20 protein-coding genes and 1 tRNA gene are annotated in these 22,093 nt (G+C 35.8%); 8 read left to right on the forward strand and 13 right to left on the reverse strand.

Annotation, left to right across the window (positions count from 1 at the left end):
• Positions 1 to 86: 86 nt before the first annotated feature.
• The 4 genes from BOQ62_RS17820 to BOQ62_RS17835 all read right to left on the reverse strand — a co-directional run bounded on the left by BOQ62_RS17820 (position 87) and on the right by BOQ62_RS17835 (position 5,772).
• Positions 87 to 1,802 (reverse strand): hypothetical protein, encoded by a 1,716-nt coding sequence (locus tag BOQ62_RS17820; RefSeq protein WP_129041621.1) that lies wholly within the window; start codon positions 1,800 to 1,802, stop codon positions 87 to 89.
• 115 nt (positions 1,803 to 1,917) lie between these two features.
• Positions 1,918 to 2,115, reverse strand: a complete 198-nt coding sequence (locus tag BOQ62_RS17825; protein ID WP_129041623.1) for a hypothetical protein — start codon at positions 2,113 to 2,115, stop codon at positions 1,918 to 1,920.
• A 109-nt stretch (positions 2,116 to 2,224) separates the two neighbouring features.
• Positions 2,225 to 2,956 carry a LytR/AlgR family response regulator transcription factor gene (locus BOQ62_RS17830; protein ID WP_129041625.1) on the reverse strand — a complete coding sequence of 244 codons (732 nt, stop codon included), beginning with the start codon at positions 2,954 to 2,956 and terminating at the stop codon, positions 2,225 to 2,227.
• Positions 2,953 to 5,772: a histidine kinase gene (locus tag BOQ62_RS17835; RefSeq protein ID WP_129041627.1), complete on the reverse strand. Its 2,820-nt coding sequence runs from the start codon at positions 5,770 to 5,772 to the stop codon at positions 2,953 to 2,955. Before BOQ62_RS17835 ends, BOQ62_RS17830 begins: the two co-directional genes overlap by 4 nt.
• Positions 5,773 to 5,997: 225 nt before the next feature.
• Here BOQ62_RS17835 and BOQ62_RS17840 point away from each other — a divergent pair, with 225 nt between their 5' ends.
• From BOQ62_RS17840 to BOQ62_RS17870, 7 genes are all read left to right on the forward strand, one after another.
• Positions 5,998 to 7,884 (forward strand): DNA topoisomerase IV subunit B, encoded by a 1,887-nt coding sequence (locus BOQ62_RS17840; RefSeq protein ID WP_129041629.1) that lies wholly within the window; start codon positions 5,998 to 6,000, stop codon positions 7,882 to 7,884.
• 167 nt (positions 7,885 to 8,051) lie between these two features.
• Positions 8,052 to 8,468: a hypothetical protein gene (locus tag BOQ62_RS17845; RefSeq protein ID WP_228414291.1), complete on the forward strand. Its 417-nt coding sequence runs from the start codon at positions 8,052 to 8,054 to the stop codon at positions 8,466 to 8,468.
• A 6-nt stretch (positions 8,469 to 8,474) separates the two neighbouring features.
• A complete protein-coding gene (locus tag BOQ62_RS17850; protein WP_129041633.1) occupies positions 8,475 to 11,066 on the forward strand; it encodes a DNA gyrase/topoisomerase IV subunit A in 2,592 nt (863 codons plus the stop codon).
• 41 nt (positions 11,067 to 11,107) lie between these two features.
• A complete protein-coding gene (locus tag BOQ62_RS17855; RefSeq protein ID WP_129041635.1) occupies positions 11,108 to 11,749 on the forward strand; it encodes a rhomboid family intramembrane serine protease in 642 nt (213 codons plus the stop codon).
• 31 nt (positions 11,750 to 11,780) lie between these two features.
• Complete coding sequence (locus BOQ62_RS17860) at positions 11,781 to 12,869, forward strand: helix-turn-helix domain-containing protein (RefSeq protein ID WP_129041637.1); 1,089 nt, start codon at positions 11,781 to 11,783, stop codon at positions 12,867 to 12,869.
• Positions 12,870 to 13,027: 158 nt separating this feature from the next.
• Positions 13,028 to 13,813: an SDR family NAD(P)-dependent oxidoreductase gene (locus BOQ62_RS17865; protein ID WP_129041639.1), complete on the forward strand. Its 786-nt coding sequence runs from the start codon at positions 13,028 to 13,030 to the stop codon at positions 13,811 to 13,813.
• A complete protein-coding gene (locus BOQ62_RS17870) occupies positions 13,759 to 14,889 on the forward strand; it encodes an NAD-dependent epimerase/dehydratase family protein (RefSeq protein ID WP_228414293.1) in 1,131 nt (376 codons plus the stop codon). Before BOQ62_RS17865 ends, BOQ62_RS17870 begins: the two co-directional genes overlap by 55 nt.
• On the opposite strand, the gene BOQ62_RS17875 is transcribed toward BOQ62_RS17870, so the two are convergent.
• The 9 genes from BOQ62_RS17875 to BOQ62_RS17915 form a co-directional block, all read right to left on the reverse strand.
• Positions 14,818 to 16,359: a lectin-like domain-containing protein gene (locus tag BOQ62_RS17875; protein WP_228414296.1), complete on the reverse strand. Its 1,542-nt coding sequence runs from the start codon at positions 16,357 to 16,359 to the stop codon at positions 14,818 to 14,820. The two genes, BOQ62_RS17870 and BOQ62_RS17875, sit on opposite strands and share 72 nt — an antisense overlap.
• 7 nt (positions 16,360 to 16,366) lie before the next feature.
• A complete protein-coding gene (locus BOQ62_RS17880) occupies positions 16,367 to 16,939 on the reverse strand; it encodes a hypothetical protein (protein ID WP_129041640.1) in 573 nt (190 codons plus the stop codon).
• 539 nt (positions 16,940 to 17,478) lie between these two features.
• Positions 17,479 to 17,838: a DUF4180 domain-containing protein gene (locus BOQ62_RS17885; RefSeq protein WP_129041642.1), complete on the reverse strand. Its 360-nt coding sequence runs from the start codon at positions 17,836 to 17,838 to the stop codon at positions 17,479 to 17,481.
• A gap of 4 nt (positions 17,839 to 17,842) precedes the next feature.
• Positions 17,843 to 18,451, reverse strand: coding sequence for a serine hydrolase domain-containing protein (locus BOQ62_RS23945; protein WP_129041644.1), 609 nt, complete (start codon positions 18,449 to 18,451; stop codon positions 17,843 to 17,845).
• Positions 18,448 to 18,864, reverse strand: a complete 417-nt coding sequence (locus BOQ62_RS23950; protein ID WP_129041646.1) for a serine hydrolase domain-containing protein — start codon at positions 18,862 to 18,864, stop codon at positions 18,448 to 18,450. The genes BOQ62_RS23945 and BOQ62_RS23950 overlap by 4 nt, the downstream gene beginning before the upstream one ends.
• 27 nt (positions 18,865 to 18,891) lie before the next feature.
• Positions 18,892 to 19,740 (reverse strand): peptide chain release factor N(5)-glutamine methyltransferase, encoded by an 849-nt coding sequence (gene prmC, locus BOQ62_RS17900; protein ID WP_129041648.1) that lies wholly within the window; start codon positions 19,738 to 19,740, stop codon positions 18,892 to 18,894.
• Positions 19,741 to 20,499 (reverse strand): peroxide stress protein YaaA, encoded by a 759-nt coding sequence (gene yaaA / locus BOQ62_RS17905; RefSeq protein WP_129041650.1) that lies wholly within the window; start codon positions 20,497 to 20,499, stop codon positions 19,741 to 19,743. It abuts the gene before it with no gap.
• Between the two features lie 4 nt (positions 20,500 to 20,503).
• The gene (locus tag BOQ62_RS17910) at positions 20,504 to 21,205 is read right to left on the reverse strand and encodes a CPBP family intramembrane glutamic endopeptidase (protein WP_129041651.1); all 702 of its coding nucleotides are present in this window, start codon (positions 21,203 to 21,205) and stop codon (positions 20,504 to 20,506) included.
• Between the two features lie 51 nt (positions 21,206 to 21,256).
• On the reverse strand, positions 21,257 to 21,868 hold the full coding sequence (locus BOQ62_RS17915; protein ID WP_129041653.1) for an L-threonylcarbamoyladenylate synthase: 612 nt from the start codon (positions 21,866 to 21,868) through the stop codon (positions 21,257 to 21,259).
• A gap of 101 nt (positions 21,869 to 21,969) precedes the next feature.
• Here BOQ62_RS17915 and BOQ62_RS17920 point away from each other — a divergent pair.
• A tRNA-Met gene (locus BOQ62_RS17920) sits at positions 21,970 to 22,042 on the forward strand.
• The last annotated feature ends 51 nt before the right edge of the window (positions 22,043 to 22,093 follow it).

Raw genomic sequence — 22,093 nt, forward strand, 5'->3', positions numbered from 1 at the left:
TCCGCATAAAGGATGCCCAATATGAAATAGTTATATAAAATGACCATCCTCAAACAGGATGGTCATTGCTTTTTAATGGAATACGCTTAATAAAAGCTTAATAATAAATCAATCTGTGCATTACTTACTCCTGCCGGTCTGTTCGCTTTAAGCTGAGTACTTAAACTGCTTAATCCATAACAATGTTTTAGGAAATTGGTTTCAATATTGGCTAAAGTATAGCCGGCAACCTGATCATTAACTGTTCCCATGGGGTGAGGGCTAAATGACTGTCCCAATTCGTTGAAGTTATCAACTAAATTAATAAATAAGCTTGTATAGTCAGAACTTGTATTCAAACTCCAGAACTGATATCCGAAACGATTGGGAAATACAGGAGGATTAGATGGATTATAATTTGGAGTTCCATAATTTGCAATACCTCTTTCTCTATATTCTATTCCTGTTACAAACCATTCTACAGCGCATGGCCAACTTTCCTGAAGCATAGAATTAACCTGTGAATACTGAACTGCTCCGCTGTTCATTTTGATAACATGAGAGGTATGGGCGAGTTCATGTACAGTTGTTGAAAAATAATCATCAGACTGATACTCCGTTGTTGACCCAGGTCGGAATCTTGCTATTTTCAGGTAAGGAAAAACAACGTAATTGATTCCCTGCCAATCTTTAGCTGTATTCTTTGCTATAATGTGCGAACGGTTTCCACTAGGCCTGATAGGTCTTTGTAAACCACCAATGTCCTTATAAAAATAACGGTAGGCTGCTCTAAACATATGACCCTGCATATTTTCATAGCCAGGCATGATGTCATGACTCCAATGATTACTTTTGATATTATTTCGGCTCACATTGGAAGGGCTAATCTGGTTATCTTTAATTACAAAATGCTTCCTATCCATATGCAGCTTAAAATCTACTTTTTTGTTGTTTGGAAAAGGTGTACCATCCAGTCCGTACTGACCATTTGCATTGGTGATCCCTTCTCTTGTTCTCAAACCCCTTTTAGCGGTAACTTTGGCGCCTTCAAAAGGAATCAGTGTATTTAATCTTGAATCGAAAATTCGGATGGTACCATATATTGGGGCGCCACCTCCGCCACCTCCGGGATTCGGGTTTGGATTGGGATACCATTGTCCTGGCTCTCCTATGTTATCCCAGGGTTTATAGTCGCTAGGCTCCCAAGGTGTGAAACCGGATATGTTTTCTGCCCTATGGACGAGACTATAGACGAATTTATAATTCATATTACCAGTACCTAAGAGCTCGATATCCTCTTCGGGAAGATACACCTCCTGAAGAATCTCATAGCTAATACCGGCAGGTAAGGCCGTCTCATTTCTCACAGTTGCATATTGTGGGGTAGGCTGATCAGCGGGAACATCAGGATCGTGATAGAATTTACCGACTACCAATACTTCTTTATCAAGTGGATAATCATAAAGAATAAGATCGGATTGCTGAAGTGCTTCCAGTTCATCTTCCGTTGCCGGATTAAATTTAATGTATTTGTGTGTAGAGCGAATATTTACAGCTGTGAATGATCTGTTGCCTTCTGCTTTTGGCTCAGCCAGTAATGATTTGTAAGCAGCCATCATGTTTTCAATCGTGTACGGAATAGGAAGCTGTTCTCCTAATACCGTGGGTTCTCCCTCTTCAGCGTATTTTGTTTCTTCCTCTGAAGTAAGATCTCTGTTCATGAGTTGGGAATTGGAGGCTTCAGTTTCATATTGTTCTATCACGTCAGAGCAGGATGCAGATAGAAGAGAAACCAACGCCATGTAGAATACTATTTTTTTCATGTTTTAATTTTTAGTTTTTATATTATTTTCTGGTCCGGAATAAGATTGCCGGAAACTTTTTCTTTTAAAAAACACATTCCAATCGGTAGACTGGAATGTATTTTTAAAATCATTATTATTTAGGTTCAATCCATGGTAATCCGTTCCATGGCATTGTGTAAATAAAAGGAAGTCCTCCAATAGGCTGCGGATTAGATACAATGGGAGGCTGAGGCTGTGAAATAGCTCCAGGACTGCTTGGGGTAATAAACGCTGTTCCGCCTGCAACGGATTTCATTTGATTTCTTCTGAGTACTTTTCTTGTGATTTTCATGATAATTTTTTTTTTGTTTAACATGACGAAAGTAGAGAAGAGTCTTAACAAAAAACAGCTCCAACTAATAAGTGCAGAGGTTGAATAAGTAAGTGCGAAAGAAAATATTTTATTCGGGTTTCCCTATGGTAGAAAGGAAGTCATTTTTCTTGCGGTAGGAGACATCCAGGACAGACCCGTCGCTCATTACTACCTGTCCGCCTCTGCCTTTAATATACTCCTGAAGATGATCAATATTAATAAGATGTTTGTGATGTATTCTGAAAAAATGATGTTCCAGCAACAGGGGTTCAAAGTCATGAAGCGTTCTGGATACCATTATTTTTGATTTATCAGCAAGATAAAAAAGGGTATAGCTTGAATCTGCTTCACAGCGGATGATATTGGATATTTCTACCAACTTGAATCCCTGAAGGGTAGAAAGAACGATTTTGTTATCTTTAAGAAGAGCATGATTAGGAGCCTGTACTTTTTTGATAGTATCCAGTGCTTTATTGACAGCAATAATGAAATCTAATTTTTTTATAGGCTTTAAAAGGTAATCTGTAGCTCCATTTTTAATCGCCTGAATAGCAAAATTCTCGTAAGCCGTGATGAAAATAATCTGGGAATGAACTTCGTTAAACTTTGAGAGTAAATCGAAAGTGGTTCCATCACCCAGCTGAACATCAAGAAACAGAATGTCAGGACTGTTTTTGATAAGGTAAATGTAAGCTTCTTCAACGGAGGAAGCCTGAAATTCTATGTTGATTTCAGGAAATTCATTGGCCATAAGTAATGCAATATAATCTCGTCCATCCTGTTCATCATCAACAATACATGCGTGTATTTTATTTCTCATAAGGTTTTATATAAAGTTTGATTTGTGTTCCCTGTCTGTTGTTTCCGGAAAGCATTGATTTCTAAAAATATATTGATGTCAAAAAGCTGTTTGAACGTTTCAATCCTTTTATGAGAAAGTTTTACCCCAAAGGAATTGTCTTTTTTCAAAGACTCCTGGTTGGGGATCCCTACACCATTATCTTCAATGGTAATGCATAAAGAAACATTCGTATAATCAAAGGTGATAAGAATTTCTCCTTTTCTGTCTTTTAATCCTGAAATACCATGTTTTATCGCATTTTCCACAAAGGGCTGTATCAGTAAAGAAGGAATCGTCCAGTTAGGATCTACCTGTTCAGAAATAATAATTTTATAATCAAAAAGATCTTTTACACGAAGCTTTTCCATATCAAGATACAACGTTAGATATTCAACTTCATCTTTAATAGGCATGAAGGTTTTTTCTGAATAATAAAGCGTTTTCCGGATCATCTTGGCGAAAATATCCAGATAGTTTTCTGTTTCACGGTAATCTTTTTTATACAATAAAAATTGGATGGAATTCAGACAGTTATAAATAAAATGAGGGTTGATCTGAGCTTTAATGGCCTGAAGCTCAAGTTCGGCAATCTTCTTTTCATACTCCATTTTTTCCAGTTTCTTATTCCTTTTTTTATGCAGATATGAAAAGATAATCATCAATAGAGTTCCAATGATGAGGATGGCCAGTATCAGCCTGAACCACCATGTCTGCCAGAACAGAGGTTTTATATAAAAAGTGAGATCCGTAGAAGCATAGGTCTGTTTTCCATTATATCCTAAGCCGTAAACCCGGAAGGTGTATTTACCTGGGGGAATAGAGTTGAAGATGACTTTAGAAGAATTATTGATCTGCCATGAGCTATTAAGCCCCTCCAGCATATATTTATAGCTTATTTTTCCCAATGAGGGATAGTCAAGAAAACTGAGATTGAAAATAACCGTGTTATGAGGATAAGCGGTAAGGCTTTTCTGTAATTCGTAATGCTCATTATTTTCAATAGATACAGAGTTAATGACCACCTTTTTATGAATGAATTTTTCCTGAGTCAGTAGTTTTTTGATGGAAAATATACCAAGTCCTCTAGATGTTCCAATGAAGATAGTGTCATTTTTTATAACACAACCGGCTACTGCGTTGGAGGGAAGTCCGTCTGTCTGGGTAAAGTTGTTGATGTTTTGGCTCTTTTCTGTCAGTTCTATTCTGGATATCCCGGAATTGGTGCTGGCCCAGAACGTTTTTTTATTTTCTACTTCTACTTTTTTTACCTGATCATTGATTAATCCATCATTCTTTCCGATTTTTCGTATAATTCCTTGAGTATTAAAAAGAATAATCCCGTGGAGGTTAGTTGCTCCCAAATAAGTATGATCATCTAATTTTTTAATATCTGTAAAATAGTATCCCTTTAAAAATAAAGTCTTTTTCCGGTTTCTGATATTGTATTTGTACAGATCGCTGAAGCTGCCGATAAACAGATTCTCTTTGTCGTAAGGGAAAACGGTGTATACCCGCTCCTGAAAAAGAGTGGTTGTTTTTTTAGTTTTTAAACTGTAGGTCAATAGGCCGCCAGATGTACAGAACAATAAGGAATCCTGGGTATAAGAGACAATGTTCTTTAAGGAACAATATATCTTTTTAGAAGTATTATTGGCGATATCATGAACAATCACTTTGCCTGATAAACCGAAAATGGAAATATTACCTTTTAAATAAATAGCTATATTTTCATCCTTATCACCTTTGTCAAGGATGATATTTTGTATTCTATTGTCTTTGCTGATAAGAGCACCGGCAGATTGATTGTAGCCGAGAAGAATATTTCCGTTATCTTTTGCAATGGCTTTTATATACTCAGAATTACTTTTTACAGGCAAGTTGATATGATTGGCAAACAGAGACTTTGATATGAAAAATACACCGTTATTCCGTGAATTGAACCATACATTGTCATCTTTGTCTACCAGAACATTATTGATGACATACCGATCCAGTATTTTGATGGGAGCACTAAGGTTTTTGTTCTTTTCAGTCAGTGATTGGTTGAAATATAAAACTCCGCCGTTACTTATATTCAGCCACAATTTATTGTTTTTATCAATAACTCCGTAGAAAACATTCTCTTGTGTGCCACAATCATAAGATAGGATCTTTTTAATACCTGAGGGTGCAGAGAGTTGATAAACTTCAATGGTATTTTTATTCAGGAAGACAAAAAGATCATCCTTTTCACAGATCATACTTCCGGTTTCTGCTTTCAAATATTGCTTTTTTCCGGTAAGGATATTGTAGACAAGTATATTTCTCTGATGAGCATCATGCAAATAAAGATTGTAAGTGTGTGGCTCAAACCTGAGTGTTGCAAAATATCTTTTCCCATAATCTAACGGGATGGGGATCTTTTTAACTTTTCCGCTTTCATAGATGAAAATATTCTGAGGATTTAAATTTCCATAAAAATAAAGTCGGTTTCCGTCACGGGTAATTTTCGGAATAGAGCTTGAAAACTGATTTTTTACATAGTCATTAATGTTCAGATTGATAACCCGGCCGTTTTTTAAATAAGCAAAATCATTCAGAAAGGGAAGAATGAATACCTCGCCGTTGGGCAAAGGCTCACAGGATATAATATCAATATTTTTTAAACCCTCTTTCTTACCGTATTGTTTAAATTCTTTACCATCAAATCTGAATAAGCCGTTATCGCTGCCTATCCAGATGAATCCATTTTGATCTTGTCTCAGATGATAGGTATAAGAGCAGTTTAACCCTTCCTCATCACTATAGTTCACCATCCCGGGGATCTGTGAAGAAAATAGTGAGGGGAAGAATAAAATTGCAGATAATGCGAGGAAAATAAATAGATTTTTCACATGATAATGATAATGATAATTTCGTAAATATATAATTTGATTAAGAATAATACAATGTTTGTAGTAGAATATTGGAAAAAAACAAGATGAAAAAATTCGGATAATTTTGGACAATTTTGTACTTTTGTATGTTTGCTGAAATCATATATGTCACAAGAAATAAATCCAACCTACTCCGAAGATAATATCAGAACCCTCGATTGGCAGGAACATATCCGTCTGCGACCCGGCATGTACATCGGGAAGCTTGGTGACGGCTCTTCTGCTGATGATGGTATTTATATCCTGCTTAAAGAAATCCTTGATAACTCTATTGATGAGTTCAGGATGCGATCGGGGAAAAGAATCGAAATAAAACTGGACGACGGAAAAGTTACCATCCGTGACTTTGGACGTGGAATCCCTCTCGGGAAAGTTGTAGATGCTGTATCCAAAATGAATACCGGTGGTAAATACGACAGTAAAGCGTTTAAAAAATCTGTAGGATTGAACGGGGTCGGTACCAAAGCGGTGAATGCCCTTTCGGATTACTTCCGGGTGCGTTCTTTCCGTGACGGAAAAATGAAAGTTGCTGAATTTTCCCGTGGAATGATCACCGAAAATTTTGAGGAAAAAGAAACTTCGGACAGAAATGGTACCGAGATCTCTTTTATCCCAGATGGAGACATTTTCCTGCATTTTAAATACAGAAAAGAGTATATCGAAAGAATGCTCCGTAATTATGCCTATCTGAATCCAGGATTAAAAATTCTTTTCAATGGAGAAACCTATTTTTCTGAAAATGGTCTTAAAGATTTGTTGGAAGAAGAACTGGAAAATGATATTCTTTATCCGATTGTTCATTTGAAGGGAGATGATATTGAACTGGCTATTACCCATTCTGATAAATCACAGACCGAAACCTATTTTTCATTTGTTAATGGGCAGAATACAACTCAGGGAGGAACACACCTTAATGCATTCCGTGAAGCGTATGTGAAAACCATTCGTGAATTTTTCAATAAAAGTTTTGATGCTTCTGATATCAGAAAATCTATCATTGCCGCAATCTCGATCAATGTAGAAGAGCCGGTTTTCGAATCTCAGACCAAAACAAAGTTAGGATCTAATGATATGGGACCAAACGGACCTACCGTAAGAACATTTATCATTGATTTCCTAAAAAGTAAGCTGGATAACTTCTTACACAAGAATCCGGAAATTGCAGAAGCGATTCAAAGAAAAATTTTGATTTCCGAACGAGAAAGAAAAGAACTTTCCGGAATCCAGAAACTGGCAAGAGAAAGAGCAAAAAAGGTTTCACTTCACAATAAAAAACTTCGTGACTGCAGACAGCATTATAACGATCAGAAAGCTGAAAGAAAAGGAGATACCCAAATCTTCATCACCGAGGGAGATTCTGCATCAGGATCTATCACAAAATCAAGGGATGTAGAAACTCAGGCTGTATTTTCACTGAAAGGTAAACCTCTGAACTGCTATGGTCTTACCAAAAAAGTAGTATACGAAAATGAAGAATTTAACCTTCTTCAGGCTGCTTTAAATATTGAAGAAAGTCTGGAAGACTTGAGGTACAATCAGGTGATTATTGCTACCGATGCCGATGTAGATGGGATGCACATCCGCCTCCTTATGATTACTTTCTTCCTGCAGTTCTTCCCCGATTTGATTAAAAACGGTCACCTTTATATTCTTCAGACTCCTTTATTCAGGGTAAGAAATAAGAAGGAAACAAGATATTGCTATTCAGAAGCCGAAAGAGTAAAAGCATTAAATGATCTTGGGAAAAACCCTGAAATCACGCGATTTAAAGGATTAGGAGAGATTTCTCCTGATGAATTTAAGCACTTCATCGGTAAAGACATCCGATTGGAGCCCGTAGTGATTGGGAAAGACCAAACGATTGACCAGCTTTTGGAATTTTATATGGGAAAAAATACTCCCGACAGACAAGTATTTATTCTTGAAAATCTCGTGGTAGAAGATGATACTGATATTGATAAAAAACAATTGTTGGATGAAGTAGAAAATTAATAGGGATAAACTTAAAAATAGCTCGTTAAAACCGATGCAGAGACTGAAAAAAAACACAATTTTGGATGAAGTAGGAAATTATAAAACTTACACAACCAAAAATTAAAATGAGACTAAGTAACCGCAATAAATTATCAATTTACAATTCTTTAAGTACACTGCTTTTGATGACAACAATATTTGGAATAATCACATTTGCAGCCAATGAATACAGATTTAATGCACTGGGTAAAGAAAGTTATTTATTGATTATTGTTCCCGTTCTGCTGCTGATTATATTTTATATCAGCGGAAGGCAGATTTTTGAATATGACAGCGATGGAGAAGCTCTGAACTTTAAAAACAGAAATATTATTCCTTTTTTAGACAAGCCTCTTCACGATGAGTTTCCAAAATACAAACTGATAAAATATGATGTGGTAAGTATTCTCTTTTTCAAAAGATTATACATTACCGTTTCCAGTAAGAATAATGGTTCTACAATACTAAAGTACCAGATTTCTTATCTGACCCAGAAAGAAGTGAACGATTTGAAGCTCTCGCTGAACAAAGTAGTGAAAGCTAATAAAGAGAAAAAAGATTAAAAACAGATGACGACAGAAGAACATTCGCATGAGGGTGAAAGCTTAAAGAAAGTTTCCGGTTTATACAAAGACTGGTTTCTGGATTATGCTTCCTATGTAATTTTGGATAGAGCTATCCCTTCGGTGTATGATGGTTTAAAACCCGTTCAGCGAAGAATCATGCACTCTATGCGTGAACTGGAAGACGGCCGTTATAATAAAGTGGCCAATATCGTGGGAAATACGATGAAATATCACCCGCACGGAGACGCTTCCATTACAGATGCTATGGTACAGATCGGGCAGAAAGAACTGTTGATAGATACTCAGGGAAACTGGGGAAATATCTATACAGGAGACTCTGCGGCGGCGGCAAGATATATTGAAGCAAGACTGACTCCTTTTGCCTTAGAAGTAGTTTTTAATCCTAAAACTACAGAATGGACCAAGTCTTATGACGGAAGAAATAATGAACCTGTTGATTTACCTGTAAAATTTCCTTTGCTTCTTGCACAGGGAGTAGAAGGTATTGGAGTAGGGCTTTCTACAAAAATACTTCCGCATAACTTTAATGAGCTTATCAATGCATCTGTAGCCTATTTGAAAGGAAAGAAATTTGAGCTGTATCCGGACTTCTTAACAGCCGGTTACCTTGATATTTCCGAATACAATGATGGTCACAGAGGCGGAAAAGTAAGAGCAAGAGCCAGAATTACCCAAACGGATAAACATACATTGGTAATCTCCGAACTTCCTTACTCTAAAACAACAACTGATCTTATTGACTCAATCTTAAAAGCCAATGAGAAAGGGAAAATCAAAATCAAAAAAATTGAGGACAATACTTCAGATAAAGTAGAAATCCTGATCCATATTCATAATGATGTTTCTCCTGATAAGACAATAGATGCTCTGTATGCATTCACAGACTGTCAGGTGACTATTTCTCCCAACGCCTGTGTAATTGTAGGAGATAAACCAATGTTTATGAATGTTTCCGATATTCTGAAAATGAATACGGATCATACGGTATCATTATTGAAAAAGGAACTTGAAATTGAACTTCATGAGCTTCAGGAAAGCTGGCATTTCTCTTCATTAGAGAGGATTTTCATTGAGAACAGAATCTATCACGATATCGAAGAAGTGAAAACCTGGGAAGATGTAATAAAGACTATTGATGCCGGATTAAAGCCTCATACAAAACATCTCTTAAGAGCTGTAACGGAAGAGGATATTTTAAAGTTGACAGAGATCAGAATCAAAAGAATTTCAAGATTCGATTTAGATAAGTTTAAAGAAAATATAGCATCGCTGGAAGGGAAAATAGAACAGGTGAAATACCACCTGGCTAACCTGATTGCTTACGCTATTGATTATTATTTAAATATCCAGAAAAAATACGGTAAAGACAAACAGAGAAAAACAGAACTTAGGATCTTTGATACCATTGATGCTACAAAAGTAGCGGTAGCCAACGAAAAATTCTACGCCAATTTTGAAGAAGGTTTCATAGGAACATCTTTGAAAAAAGATCAGTATCTTTTCGATTGCTCCGATATTGATGACATTATCATCTTCAGAAAAGACGGAAGTATGAAAGTGGTAAAAGTAGAAGCTAAAACGTTCGTCGGAAAAGATATTCTGCATGTTGCCATCTGGAAGAAAAATGATAAAAGAACCGTCTATAATATGATCTATCGTGAAGGTAGGGAAGGACCATATTATATGAAACGATTCTCCGTAACCGGAGTGACCAGAAATACAGATTATCCATTAGCTTCAGATAAAAAAGGCTCAGAGACCCTTTATTTTTCAGCAAATCCTAATGGTGAAGCCGAAACCGTAACGGTATTGTTGAAGCCAAATCCAAGAATCAGAAAGAACAAAATGGAGATCAATTTCTCAGATCTTGCCATTAAAGGACGTGATTCTAAAGGAAATCTGGTTACAAAATACTCAGTAAAGAAAGTGGATATGAAGGAAGAAGGAGTTTCTACCCTGGCCCCTAGAAAAATCTGGTTTGATGATACTGTGAGAAGACTGAATGCAGATGTAAGAGGAACATTACTGGGTAGTTTCAAAGGGGATGATAAAATATTGACTATCAATACCAATGGTGAAGTAAAATTGGTTTCTTTTGATCTGGGTAACCGTTTTGATGATGAATATCTTGTTCTTGAAAAATGGAGACCTGCACAGCCAATCACTTGTATCTATTATGATGGAGAAAAAGACATTTACTTCATCAAGAGATTCCTGCTGGAAAATACGGTCAATGTACAGACTTTCATGCCATCGGAACACCCGAAATCATTCATTGAGAACGTAATTGTTGCCAATGATGTAACAGCAGAAATCATTTTTGCAAAAGATAAAGGAAAAGAACGTGAGCCGGAAACCATCAATATTGATGAATTTATTGCTGTAAAGGGAATAAAAGCAATCGGGAACCAGTTTACGAAATTTAAAGTAAAATCGATTAATATTACCATTCCTGAACCTTTAGAAGAAGAACCTGAAGTATATGAAGATCCGGAACCAACCGGAGATATAGATGAAGACGGTGGAATTATCGGAGATCTTTTTCAGGAAGACGGGAATAATGAAAGTGAATAGAGCATGAGTGATCTATTCCGGTATAACATAAAAAAAATACGATGGATATAGTTGTTTTAATTATCATTGCAGTCACATGTATTTTCAGTTACATGGGATTCAACAATATGGCACTCTTTGAAAAATATAAATTCAATGTAGGGGCTATTGCGAATCGTAAAGAATATATAAGGCTTATCAGTTCTGCATTTTTGCATGCAGACTTTATGCACTTATTTTTTAATATGCTTTCTCTGTACTTTTTCCAGGGAGTTGTTGTGAGTTTCTTTGGCGAAACAGGATTTGTTATTCTTTATTTCGGATCTATGATTCTAGGGAATTTATTCAGTTTGATGATTTATAAAAATCAACCCTGGTATTCAGCCATCGGAGCATCAGGAGCTGTTTCAGGAATTATTTTTGCTTCCATAGCCATGGCACCCAATGAGATTAGTGTCAACTTCTTACCAGGATGGTTATTTGGAACATTGTATTTCGGATATTCCGTTTATATGATGCTGAATCCAAAGCAATGGGACAATCTTGGCCATGCAGCCCACCTTGGAGGTGCCTTTTTCGGGCTGGTTTACTCCATTGTAATGCATCCGCAGCTAGCTATGAGCAATATTCTTTTCTTAGGAATCATGTCGCTTCCACTAATTTATTTAGGATATGAAATTTTTGTAAGGAAGCGAATAGGATAAAAGACTATTTTTAATCAAAATATCAAAACCAATGAACACATCAGAGTTAAACAGTTTCATCGTGATACTTATCTATGGTTCATTGGTTTTGCTTTCTCTGCTGAAGCTGGCCAATCCTTTGCAAGTAAATCATAAAGCCAATTTTTGGTTTGGAATATTTCTCTTCCTGTGGTCTACCTTTTGGCTGGATGAAGTTCTGTTTCTCATTACAGGCTCAATTATTGAGTTTCATTCTCTGTTTTGGGTTAAGTTTATCCAGTTTTTTACCCCTATTGTTTTTTACTTCAGCGTATTGTTTTATACCAATCCTTCTTTTTCCTTTAGAATTGCGGATGTAAAGTTTTTAATGCTTCCTGCAGCCTTTCTGGCGTGTCTTATATTGATCAAATTGGGATATGTAAGGCCGTTTGAGAATCTGAGTATTATTCTCATTCTGATTCAGGCGCTTTTTTATACCGGACTTTCCTATATTACCATCAGAAAACACCAACGGAAGATCCAGCAGTTTTCTTCCAATACGGAAGGAATCAATCTGAACTGGCTGGAGTATATCATTCTGGTACTTCTTATGGTGAATATCATTTATGTAATTTATAATCTGTTTTATGATCCAAAATCACTGAATTTCTTTATCAATGCTGTCTTTTTATCCGTTATTTATTGGGTAGGTTATTATTCTTTGAAACAGAAAGAAATTTATCCTTTAGAAGAAAAACAAAGACAGGAACTGATCTCTATTGATGAAGATTCTGATCCGGAAGAAGTAAAGAGAAAACTGATTTCCGATGAAGAATTATTAAAAATTAAAGGATCATTGGAAGGGATTATGGAAGTACGAAAACCTTACCTTGACAGCGAACTTAACCTGATCAGACTCGCTGAAATGCTGTCTGTTTCTACTCATCATCTTTCTTATGTGATCAATACGGGTTTTGGAAAAAACTTCTTCCAATATGTCAATGAATATAGGGTGGATTATGCAAAAAAACTTTTGAAAGAACCAAACAGCAAATTATCAATTCTGGGAATTGCTTACGAATCCGGCTTCAATTCCAAAACCTCTTTTAACACTACTTTCAAAAAAGTGACCGGACAAACTCCTTCTGAGTTTAAAAAATAAGTTCAGGTTTATAAAGTTTTACTTTTTACGAGTTTAAATAACTGATTTTAAGTGGTTTATTTATTTGTTGCTTTTCGTTTGAAAATCAGTTCGTTCAGATAATCCGGAACATTTTAGCCTGCTTTTCAAAATAGCTTTGTACCATAAAATGTAAACTTATGGATACCCAAGAATCATATGCTGTGGTCACCGGAGCAAGCCAGGGACTCGGTAAATCATTCGCTGAAAATCTCGCAAAGCAAGATATTAATGTTATTCTTATAAGCCTTCCGGGGCAGAATCTCAGAGAGTTTTCTGAGGATTTAAAAGAGTTGTATGAGGTGAAAGTTCATTACTACGAAACAGATCTTTCTGTGCATGAAAATGTGATGAAACTTACAGAATGGCTTAACCGTTCCTTTGAGATTCATATTCTGATCAATAATGCAGGGCTTGGCGGAACTAAGAAATTCACAGAAGCCTCTTCTGATTATATCAACACCATTTTACAGGTGAATGTGGCAGCCACTTCACTGATTACCCATCAGCTGCTTCCCAATCTTTTAAAACAACCCCAAGCTTATATTCTGAATGTGTCAAGCATGGCAGCCTTTTCTCCCATAGGTTTTAAAACGGTATATCCTGCTTCTAAAAGTTTTATTCATTCATTTTCAAGAGGACTTCATGAAGAACTGAAAGATACCAATGTCTTTGTAAGTGTTGTAAATCCAGGAGCGATGAAAACCAATAAGGATGTATGTGAAAGAATAGAAAAACAAGGTTTTATGGGAAGATTAACGCTTTTAAACCCCGATAAAGTAGCTTCATATTGTATTCGCCAATTGTTTAAAAAAGATTCCGTAATTATGGTGAATCCAATCAGCTGGCTGGTGATGAAAATTTTACCCATATGGATCAAACTTCCCTTGATGACCCAGGCTATAAAAAGAGAGATCGAAGCATGAAAAAAGTGTGTGTAACAGGAGCTACAGGGCTTCTCGGAACTAATGTTATCATTAAATTATTACAAAATGGTTATTCTGTTATTGCTTTGGTGCGCAAGAAAAGCAGCTGGCTGGGTGAAGAAAACGAAAATCTGAAACTGGTGGAAGTGGATCTGTCATCCGATATCTCAACACTTCTTACTGATATCGACTGTATCATTCATATGGCGGCAGAAACACGCCAGAATCTCATCGGGTATGATGAATATAAAAAAGTGAATTATGATACCGTTGTGAACCTGTTTACCCATGCAGAACTGATGGGCGTAAAAAAGTTTTTGTTTGTGAGTACAGCAAATACCTTAGGGTTTGGAAATACAGCTTTCTGGGGAAGTGAAAAAGCACCGCAGCTTTATCCTTTTACCCATTCATTCTATGCTCAAAGTAAACTGGCAGCAGAAGATTATCTTTTAAAAAACAGTAGAAATACAGAGGTTGTTATTGTTAATCCAACTTTTATGATCGGAGCTTATGACAGTAAACCGAGTTCCGGAAAAATCATCTTCTGGGCCTGGAAGAAGAAACTGGTTTTTTATCCAAAAGGAGGAAAGAATTTTGTACATGTGGAAGATGCCGCTAATGCAATACTAAATACTGTTGAAAATGGAAAAACGGGCGAAAAATACCTTTTAGCCAATGAAAACCTAACCTATAAAGAATTTTTTAAAAAAGTAAACCGGATTACCAATCAAAACCCAATCATGATCGCTATTCCCAATAAAGGGTTAAGTTTTCTGGGATTGATGGGTGACGGTTTAAGAAGATTAAAAATAAAAACTAATCTCAGCACCTCCAATATGAAAGCATTGCAAATCTGTAATTATTATTCTAATCAGAAATCGGTAGAGGAGCTGGGTATTCAATACCAGCCTGTTGATAAAGCGATCGAAGAGGCTATTCAGTATTTTATTAAAAACCCTGTTAATCATAAAAAACCAGCTCCTAAAAGCTGGTTTTTTATTAATTTATCTTATGATTTTTTGCGTTACATTTTTGTTGGAAACAACGCAGGCTTTGCTGCAGTTATTTGCACTTGAAATAGTAACCTGTACCAATGCAGGTAATGATCTGTATTCCTCCTTATTGTAGGGAGCTTCAGTACCATTACTTCCACCGCCTTTAATATCATATTGTATTTGGGCAACTCCGGTAAATCCAGCCGCAGGTCTGAAAGAAAGCGCTCCGGTAGTAGGGTAATAAGTCCAGGTTCCCTGGCTGTTGGTATAAACACCACCCGTAATATTCGGAATTACCGCTCCGTTGTTATCCAAAAAACGGAATGAATTAAAATCAAGGTTGTTATAGGAAAGCGTTGGCGGGTTCTGACCGCTTGCTGAAGAATAAGCTGCATCATTAAGCAAAGGATAATACGTAGATTTTATCCCTGGACAGCCTGCAAACAAATCATCAGTCACTTCGGCAGCATAAGGTCTTGTAACCCCTAAATTTTTCAATAAATGGATGTTTTTAGCAGCTCCTGTAGAAGCTGCAAAACCAATTCTGAAAGTAGAAGGAGCTGAAGTATCCAAAGTTCTTACCGTACTGTTGGAGATGGTTGTCTCAGTATATTTCAAAGAAGTAGGGTAGTAATAATTATCAATTACCTTTTCCTTCACTGTTCCGTGCTGTATTTCCAGAGTTACATTGTAACCGCCGGCAGGATTGGGAACTAAAGTTACGTATGCTTTACGGAATCTTGCATCACTTTCAGTAGCAGGAATAGTTGTTCCACCACTTTCAATACTGAATTGCTGAAGAGTCGTATTTTTAATACCAATATATTTTCCCGTTGCAGTATCCAGATAAGCCGTTCTGTTGTTGCTGGAAGGTGCTGCATTGGTAGCGGTACTGTAAAGTAAAGGATAACCGTTATAACCTGCAGGCTCAGCAGAAGACAGGTATTGGTTTCCGCGTTTACCTCTTAAAGAAACATTGCTTCGTCCATCAGCTAAGCTTACCCCAAAAATTCCGTTTCTTACTCTTTCACCTTGATTAAAGCTTGTTTTAAAGTTTCCGTATTCATCCAGACCTATTCCTAAATAAGCCCCTCGAAGTCCTTCTGTAGACTCGCCTCCACGTACGAAACTATATCCTAATCCTCCACCAAAATATCCTAGATTAAGCTGATCTTTAGGAATAGATCCGTCTACTAAGAAGATAGAAATACCATCTCCTCCGTTCGTATTTCCTCCATAAATGGCAAATTCAAACTCGAACTTGATTCCCTGATCACTTTTGAATATTTTATCAGCAAGGATTACCCCTCCTGAAATATTATTTACACTGCGGGTAAGTCGTAATCCGTCTGTGGTAAAAGTAGCATCATTCTGGACTCCGCTTGTTGCCACTTTATAGGCTTCCTGAGGTTGTAATCCCTGTGTAAAGTTAACAAAATACGGATAGCCCGTTCCTTGCTCATTCTGTGCCTGAATATTTTGTGAGAAAATAAACAACGAAAAAATAAACAAAAATCTTTTATAATGTACAATTGAGGTTCTTTTTATCATAACTCAATTATTTAACAACAAAAACAATATTAATAAAAGAACAGTCTGTAGCTGCTGCTTTTACATCATACTTCATTACTCCATCGTCTGAAATAGTTATATTACTGAATACATTAGTATCCGCATCAGTTACATAATAGTAAAGATCTTTGCTGGATGGGAAAAAAGGAATGGATGCAGGAGCGCTTGTACTTTTTGCTCTTGGAGATCCGAATTGAGTTTTATATAATGTATATAAATCTTTAGTTCTGCCATTTGCCGTGGTAGAAGTATCAAAAGAAACACTAGGCATGTAAAACATTTTTACAGCATTATTACTGATACATAGCCAATCTGGGCTAGTAGGTGTTCCTATATTCTGGCTTAAACATTTTTTATCAGTATCATAGATAAGAAGTGAATTGGCCGGATTGGAAATAGCATTTCTTTGTGCTGTAGTAAGTCTTGGCATCAGCATTCCTTTGCTTTGACTGTAAACATCAAGGGCTGCACTGGCATCAGGTGTTGGTGTGTTTATCCCTATCTGTGCAAATGAAAATGAACTTACTAAAACGATTGGTAGAAATAATTTTTTAATCATGATGTTCTTAATAATTTTTTATCTGTGTATGTTTTTTATGTTTTTTTGGAAGGCATTTTTTCAGCCAGGTCGTTTCCATAAAGGAATAAGTATCACCAACAGTTCATTTGAATAATGAATTGTGTCCATAGAATGACATGAAGAAACCTTTGGGTTCCTAAAAGTCAATTAACAGATATAACATAATGCCCTATAGAGGACAACTTTAGGCCTTATCTGAAATAGTCGGAAAAATAAATTGATTTACGTAGCTGTATAAGCTCTTAAATAAGTAAGATTCATATTCCCTCGTGTTTTGTGCAAATGTACAAAGAAATATTCAGAAGTTGGTGTTTATAGAATTAATTCTAAATTCTCCTCAATAATTAACGTGTTTTGGTTTAAAATTTTACATATTTAACAAATTTATGAGATTGTTTTTACTATGTAAATCTTTGTATTGTATTAAAAAATCTTAAAAAATAGATGATATTAAGGTGCTGATATTTGAAAATGATGAAAAATTTCATCCTTTTTTATATAAAGAATTGAAAAAGAGTCTATTTTGGAAAATTATTCAATGCATCTTCCAGAGTGCTTACAAAATTGATATGTTTTGTTTTATTACTTTCAAAAATAAAGTCCTTCATACTTTTGCTTTCATATTTGCCGAAATCCCCTACTATGGCAAGCCCAATACGATAATTTGAGAATTTCTGAAGAATTTCTCCGGCAATTTTTGTTTTCAGGTCAAAGAATTCGGGCGTAATATTTTTTTCGTAAAGAATTACTTTATCAAACCCTTGATAATAAATATTTCCCATAAGATCTAATCCGTCCTGAACAGATTGAATAATAATATCATCGGAAATAATTTCTGCAATTTTTATTGCATTAATTTCGTGAGATTGAATGGTCATTTTGTTATTGAATTGTTTTTTTGATATCATGTAAAAATTGATCCAGGGGAAATGTATCTCCCTGATTGGTAAGGGTAATGATACAACTGTTATGTTCAAGATCTCTCCAGAATAAAGCTTTGAAACCATTGAGTCCACCTGTATGCATTGCGATTTTTTCATTCTTATTCTCCTCCAAATACCAGGCAAATCCGTAGTTTGAAACTTGACCACCGGATAGTTTTGAAGGGGTGTACATAAGCGTGGTATTTTCTTTATTGATCAGAGTATTATTTCGCAATGCCTGATCAAATTTATACAAATCTTCAGAATTAGAATAGATGCCACCATCTCCAGTTGTTAAGATTGAATAATCATCAGGTTTCTGCTGCTTATTATATCCAAACGCTTTATTTTGAATAACGGTATCTGGTTCATACACATAAGTGTTGTTCATTTTTAAAGGAATAATAATCCGATCATTGATAAAAATAGAATAAGATTTTCCGGAAACCTTTTCAATAATTTGTGAAAGAATAATATACCCGCTGTTGCTGTACTTAAACTGACTATCCGGAATGAAATCCAGACTTTTAAGTTGAAACAGCCAATTGATCACTTCCTGATTGGTCAATCCTTTTTCGAAAACAAATTCTCATAATCCTTAATGCCTGAAGTATGATGCAAAAGCTGTCTGATCGTGATATTTTTCGCATATTCAGGAAGTGCAATGAAGTGAGACGCTTTGTCATCAAGTTTCAATAAACCTTTTTGTTCCAACATCAGAATTGCTGCAGAAGTGAAAGATTTACTGAGAGATGCAATATAAAAAGAAGTATTTTTATCTGCTTTCAGCCTTTTTTCAATATTGCGGAAGCCCAAAGCGGTATCACAAACAATCTGACCGTTTTTTACGATCAGAACAGAGCCGTTGAATTCTCCTTTACTGTAATATTCATTCATAACATCCTGAGGATGCTGTTTGCAGGATATCAGTTGTGTAATCAGTGAAATACCAATGAGGATATTTCCAATTAAAGTTTTCATAGGTTGAGGATGTGAAAGCAAAATTACTTATTTCCTTCCATAAATAAACCTGTCGTTTTCAGATAAGTCCTTCAATAATTGTACGTTAGAAAAATATTGATACAATTCCAGAGTTTCAGATCCTAGTTTTTGATTGATTTCTAAAAACAAAAAACCATCCTTATTCAAATGCTTTCTGGAATCTTCAGCAATTTTTCTGTAAAATATCAAAGCATCATCAGTAGGAGAGAAGAGCGCCATTTTAGGTTCAAATTCTTTCACAGAATCAGCAATTTCAATCTCTTCTTCAATGCCGATATAGGGTGGATTTGAAATAATGATATCATAGCTTTCAGTTGGCTCAAAATGGAGATAATCAGTGTGAATGAACTGTATTTCCAACTGATGGTAATCTGCATTCCTTTTGGCTGTTTCCAGTGCTTTTTCAGAAAAATCTACGGACGAGATTTCAGCTTTGGGAAAATACTTTTTTAAAACCAAAGGAATTATTCCGCTTCCGGTTCCTATATCCAAAATCTTTAAACCTTGAATCTTAAACTTTGAATTTTGAATTTCCCGAATGGCAATCTCCAATAGTTCTTCCGTCTCAGGACGAGGAATCAGGACGTTTTCATCTACAAAGAATTTCATGCCGTAAAATTCAGTTTCTCCAAGAATCTGTTGATAAGGTCTTCCGGTTTTGAGTTCTGAAATGAGTTGACACAATTTTTCTTCATCAGCTGTCAGAAGTTCCTGTTCAGAAAATCTTCTTTGCTGAAAATGATCAAAACCAACGATCTGATGAATGAAAAGAGACGATAAAAACACACTTTCCGACTCAGTATAAAGGTCGGAAAGTTCTGCTTTGAAGTATTTTTTAAATGTTGAAATTGTCATTTATCTTGTAAAAACCAGTTTTGTATCCGTGGATTTCTCTTCGTCAATTCTGTATCCTTCATAGTTGAAAGCTTTTACATCTTCAAGTGTTTTGGCATTCGTTTCTGCACAGAATCTTACTACAAGGCCTCTTGCGTGCTTGGTATACACTACAATGGTTTTCAGTTTTCCATCTTTTAATTCGTAGAAATCGAAATCAACTACTTTATGGTTGAGTTTTTTTCTGTCGATGACTTTTCCGTATTCGTTGCTGGCAAGGTGAAGAAGGATTTCTCCTTTTTTCATCTCAGAATTCAGTTGTTCTGTAATCTTTTCTCTCCAGAATTCATACAGGTTTTTGTATTGTTCAAATTGGAAAGGGCGTCCCATTTCCAATCTGTAAAGCATTACTTTATCAGAAGGTTTCAACAGACCATACAATCCGGAAAGCATTCTGTAGTTTTTTTGCAGATAATCTACTGCATTTTTATCCAGTGTCTTGGCATCCAACCCTCTGTAAACTTCTCCCGTGAAAGCAAACATTGCCGGAGCAGATTCTTTTGCAGTAGGTTTGGATTTCCATTTTTGATTTCTTTCCCAGTTTTCATCAGCCAGCTTAGGTGATATTTCCATCAGCTCGGAAAGATATTTTGGTGATTTTTCTTTTAAATAAGACTGTATGAATGCTGCCTCTTCAATGAATTTCGGGGTAGAAGATTTCAACAGGTCCGTTGCGTTTTCTACGTTCATTAATTTGGCAGGTGATGTTATAATTTTCATAATGTTACAATAAAAATAAGTGTTTAATATCCATAAAATTCATCGCCATCAGAGAGATAAAATCAATCATGAAATGACAGATGATCAGGATCTTAATATTTGAATAAATTTTATAAAACATAGCAAAAACGACTCCAATAAAGAAAGGTATCACAACCTGACCTATGGTTCCGTAAGTGCTGTGCAGGATTCCAAAGAGAATAGCTGAAGCGAAAACTCCCAGAAGAGGACTGTTATATATTTTTTCAATTCTGGGCTGTATATAGCCCCTCATCAGGAATTCTTCAACAGCTCCGGCTGTAAAGCAGGTAAAAATAAGTAAAAAATAATTGTTTTTAAAAAGGGGTGTGAGTTCAAAAAGCTTATCACTGATCTTTTCCTTGATCAAAAGATGAATCATTACATTCAATAAAGCTCCGCCAATACTACAGATAAAATATAAACAGATCACTGCTTTTATATAAAAGAATATTGAATACCGGGTCTCTTTTTTTAATAAAAACGAACCCTTTTCTATAAAAAGACTATAAAGAAATACCATAAAAAAGATCCCCCAAATAATAAATCTGGTAAGAAGAAAATTGGTTTCTGTAATGCCTCGTACTCCTGTCATCATGGTAACAATAGGAAAAGCGTAAAGCATTGCAGCAGCCAAAAGCACAAAAGTGAGTAAAATTCCTATAGAATATTTCCCATTAATCCCCATAATCTAATCTGCCAACCGTAAACTTTGAACCTTAAACTTTGAACTTTTAAACTAGATAATTCCTTTTCCCTGACGGATAATCTCGGGTTCACCTGAAGTAAGGTCTACAATAGTGGAAGCTACATTATCTCCATATCCGGAATCAATGACAATGTCTACCAAATGATCATATTTTTCAGCAATAAGTTCAGGGTCGGTAGAATATTCAATGATTTCATCATCATCTTTAATGGAAGTGGAAGCAATAGGGTGTCCCAGTTTTTCTACAATAAGCTGTGGAATCGGGTGGTCAGGAACACGGATACCAATTGTTTTATGGCCTTTATAGGCTAATGGTAAACTTTTGTTGGCTTCAAGGATAAAGGTAAAGGCCCCCGGAAGATGACTTTTCAGAAATCTGAAAACTGAAGTTTCAATAGGTCTTGTAAAATCAGAAAGATGACTCAAATCATTACAGATAATTGAGAATTTTGCCTTCTCCAGCTTCATTTTTTTAAGCTGTGCCAGTTTTTCCATGGCTTTTATATCAAAAATATTACAGCCTAACGCATAAATCGTATCTGAAGGATAGATAATCAGTCCGCCATTATTTAGGGTTTTAATAACCTCATTCACAAGATTTTCCTGTGGGTTGTCTGGGTAAATTTTTAATATTTTTGCCATAAAACAAAGATACAAATAATAAAATAGTTTTCATAAAAGTCCTTTATTTAAAAGAAAAATTAGGATTTGTAAAAAATATTCGTACCTTTGCAATCCAATATCGCGGGATGGAGCAGTAGGTAGCTCGTCGGGCTCATAACCCGAAGGTCATCGGTTCGAGTCCGGTTCCCGCTACTAAGCAAGTGTTTTCGGTAAACACTCTAAAATATACCGCGGGATGGAGCA

Source organism: Chryseobacterium sp. CH21 (genome assembly GCF_004119445.1).
Lineage (GTDB): Bacteria > Bacteroidota > Bacteroidia > Flavobacteriales > Weeksellaceae > Chryseobacterium.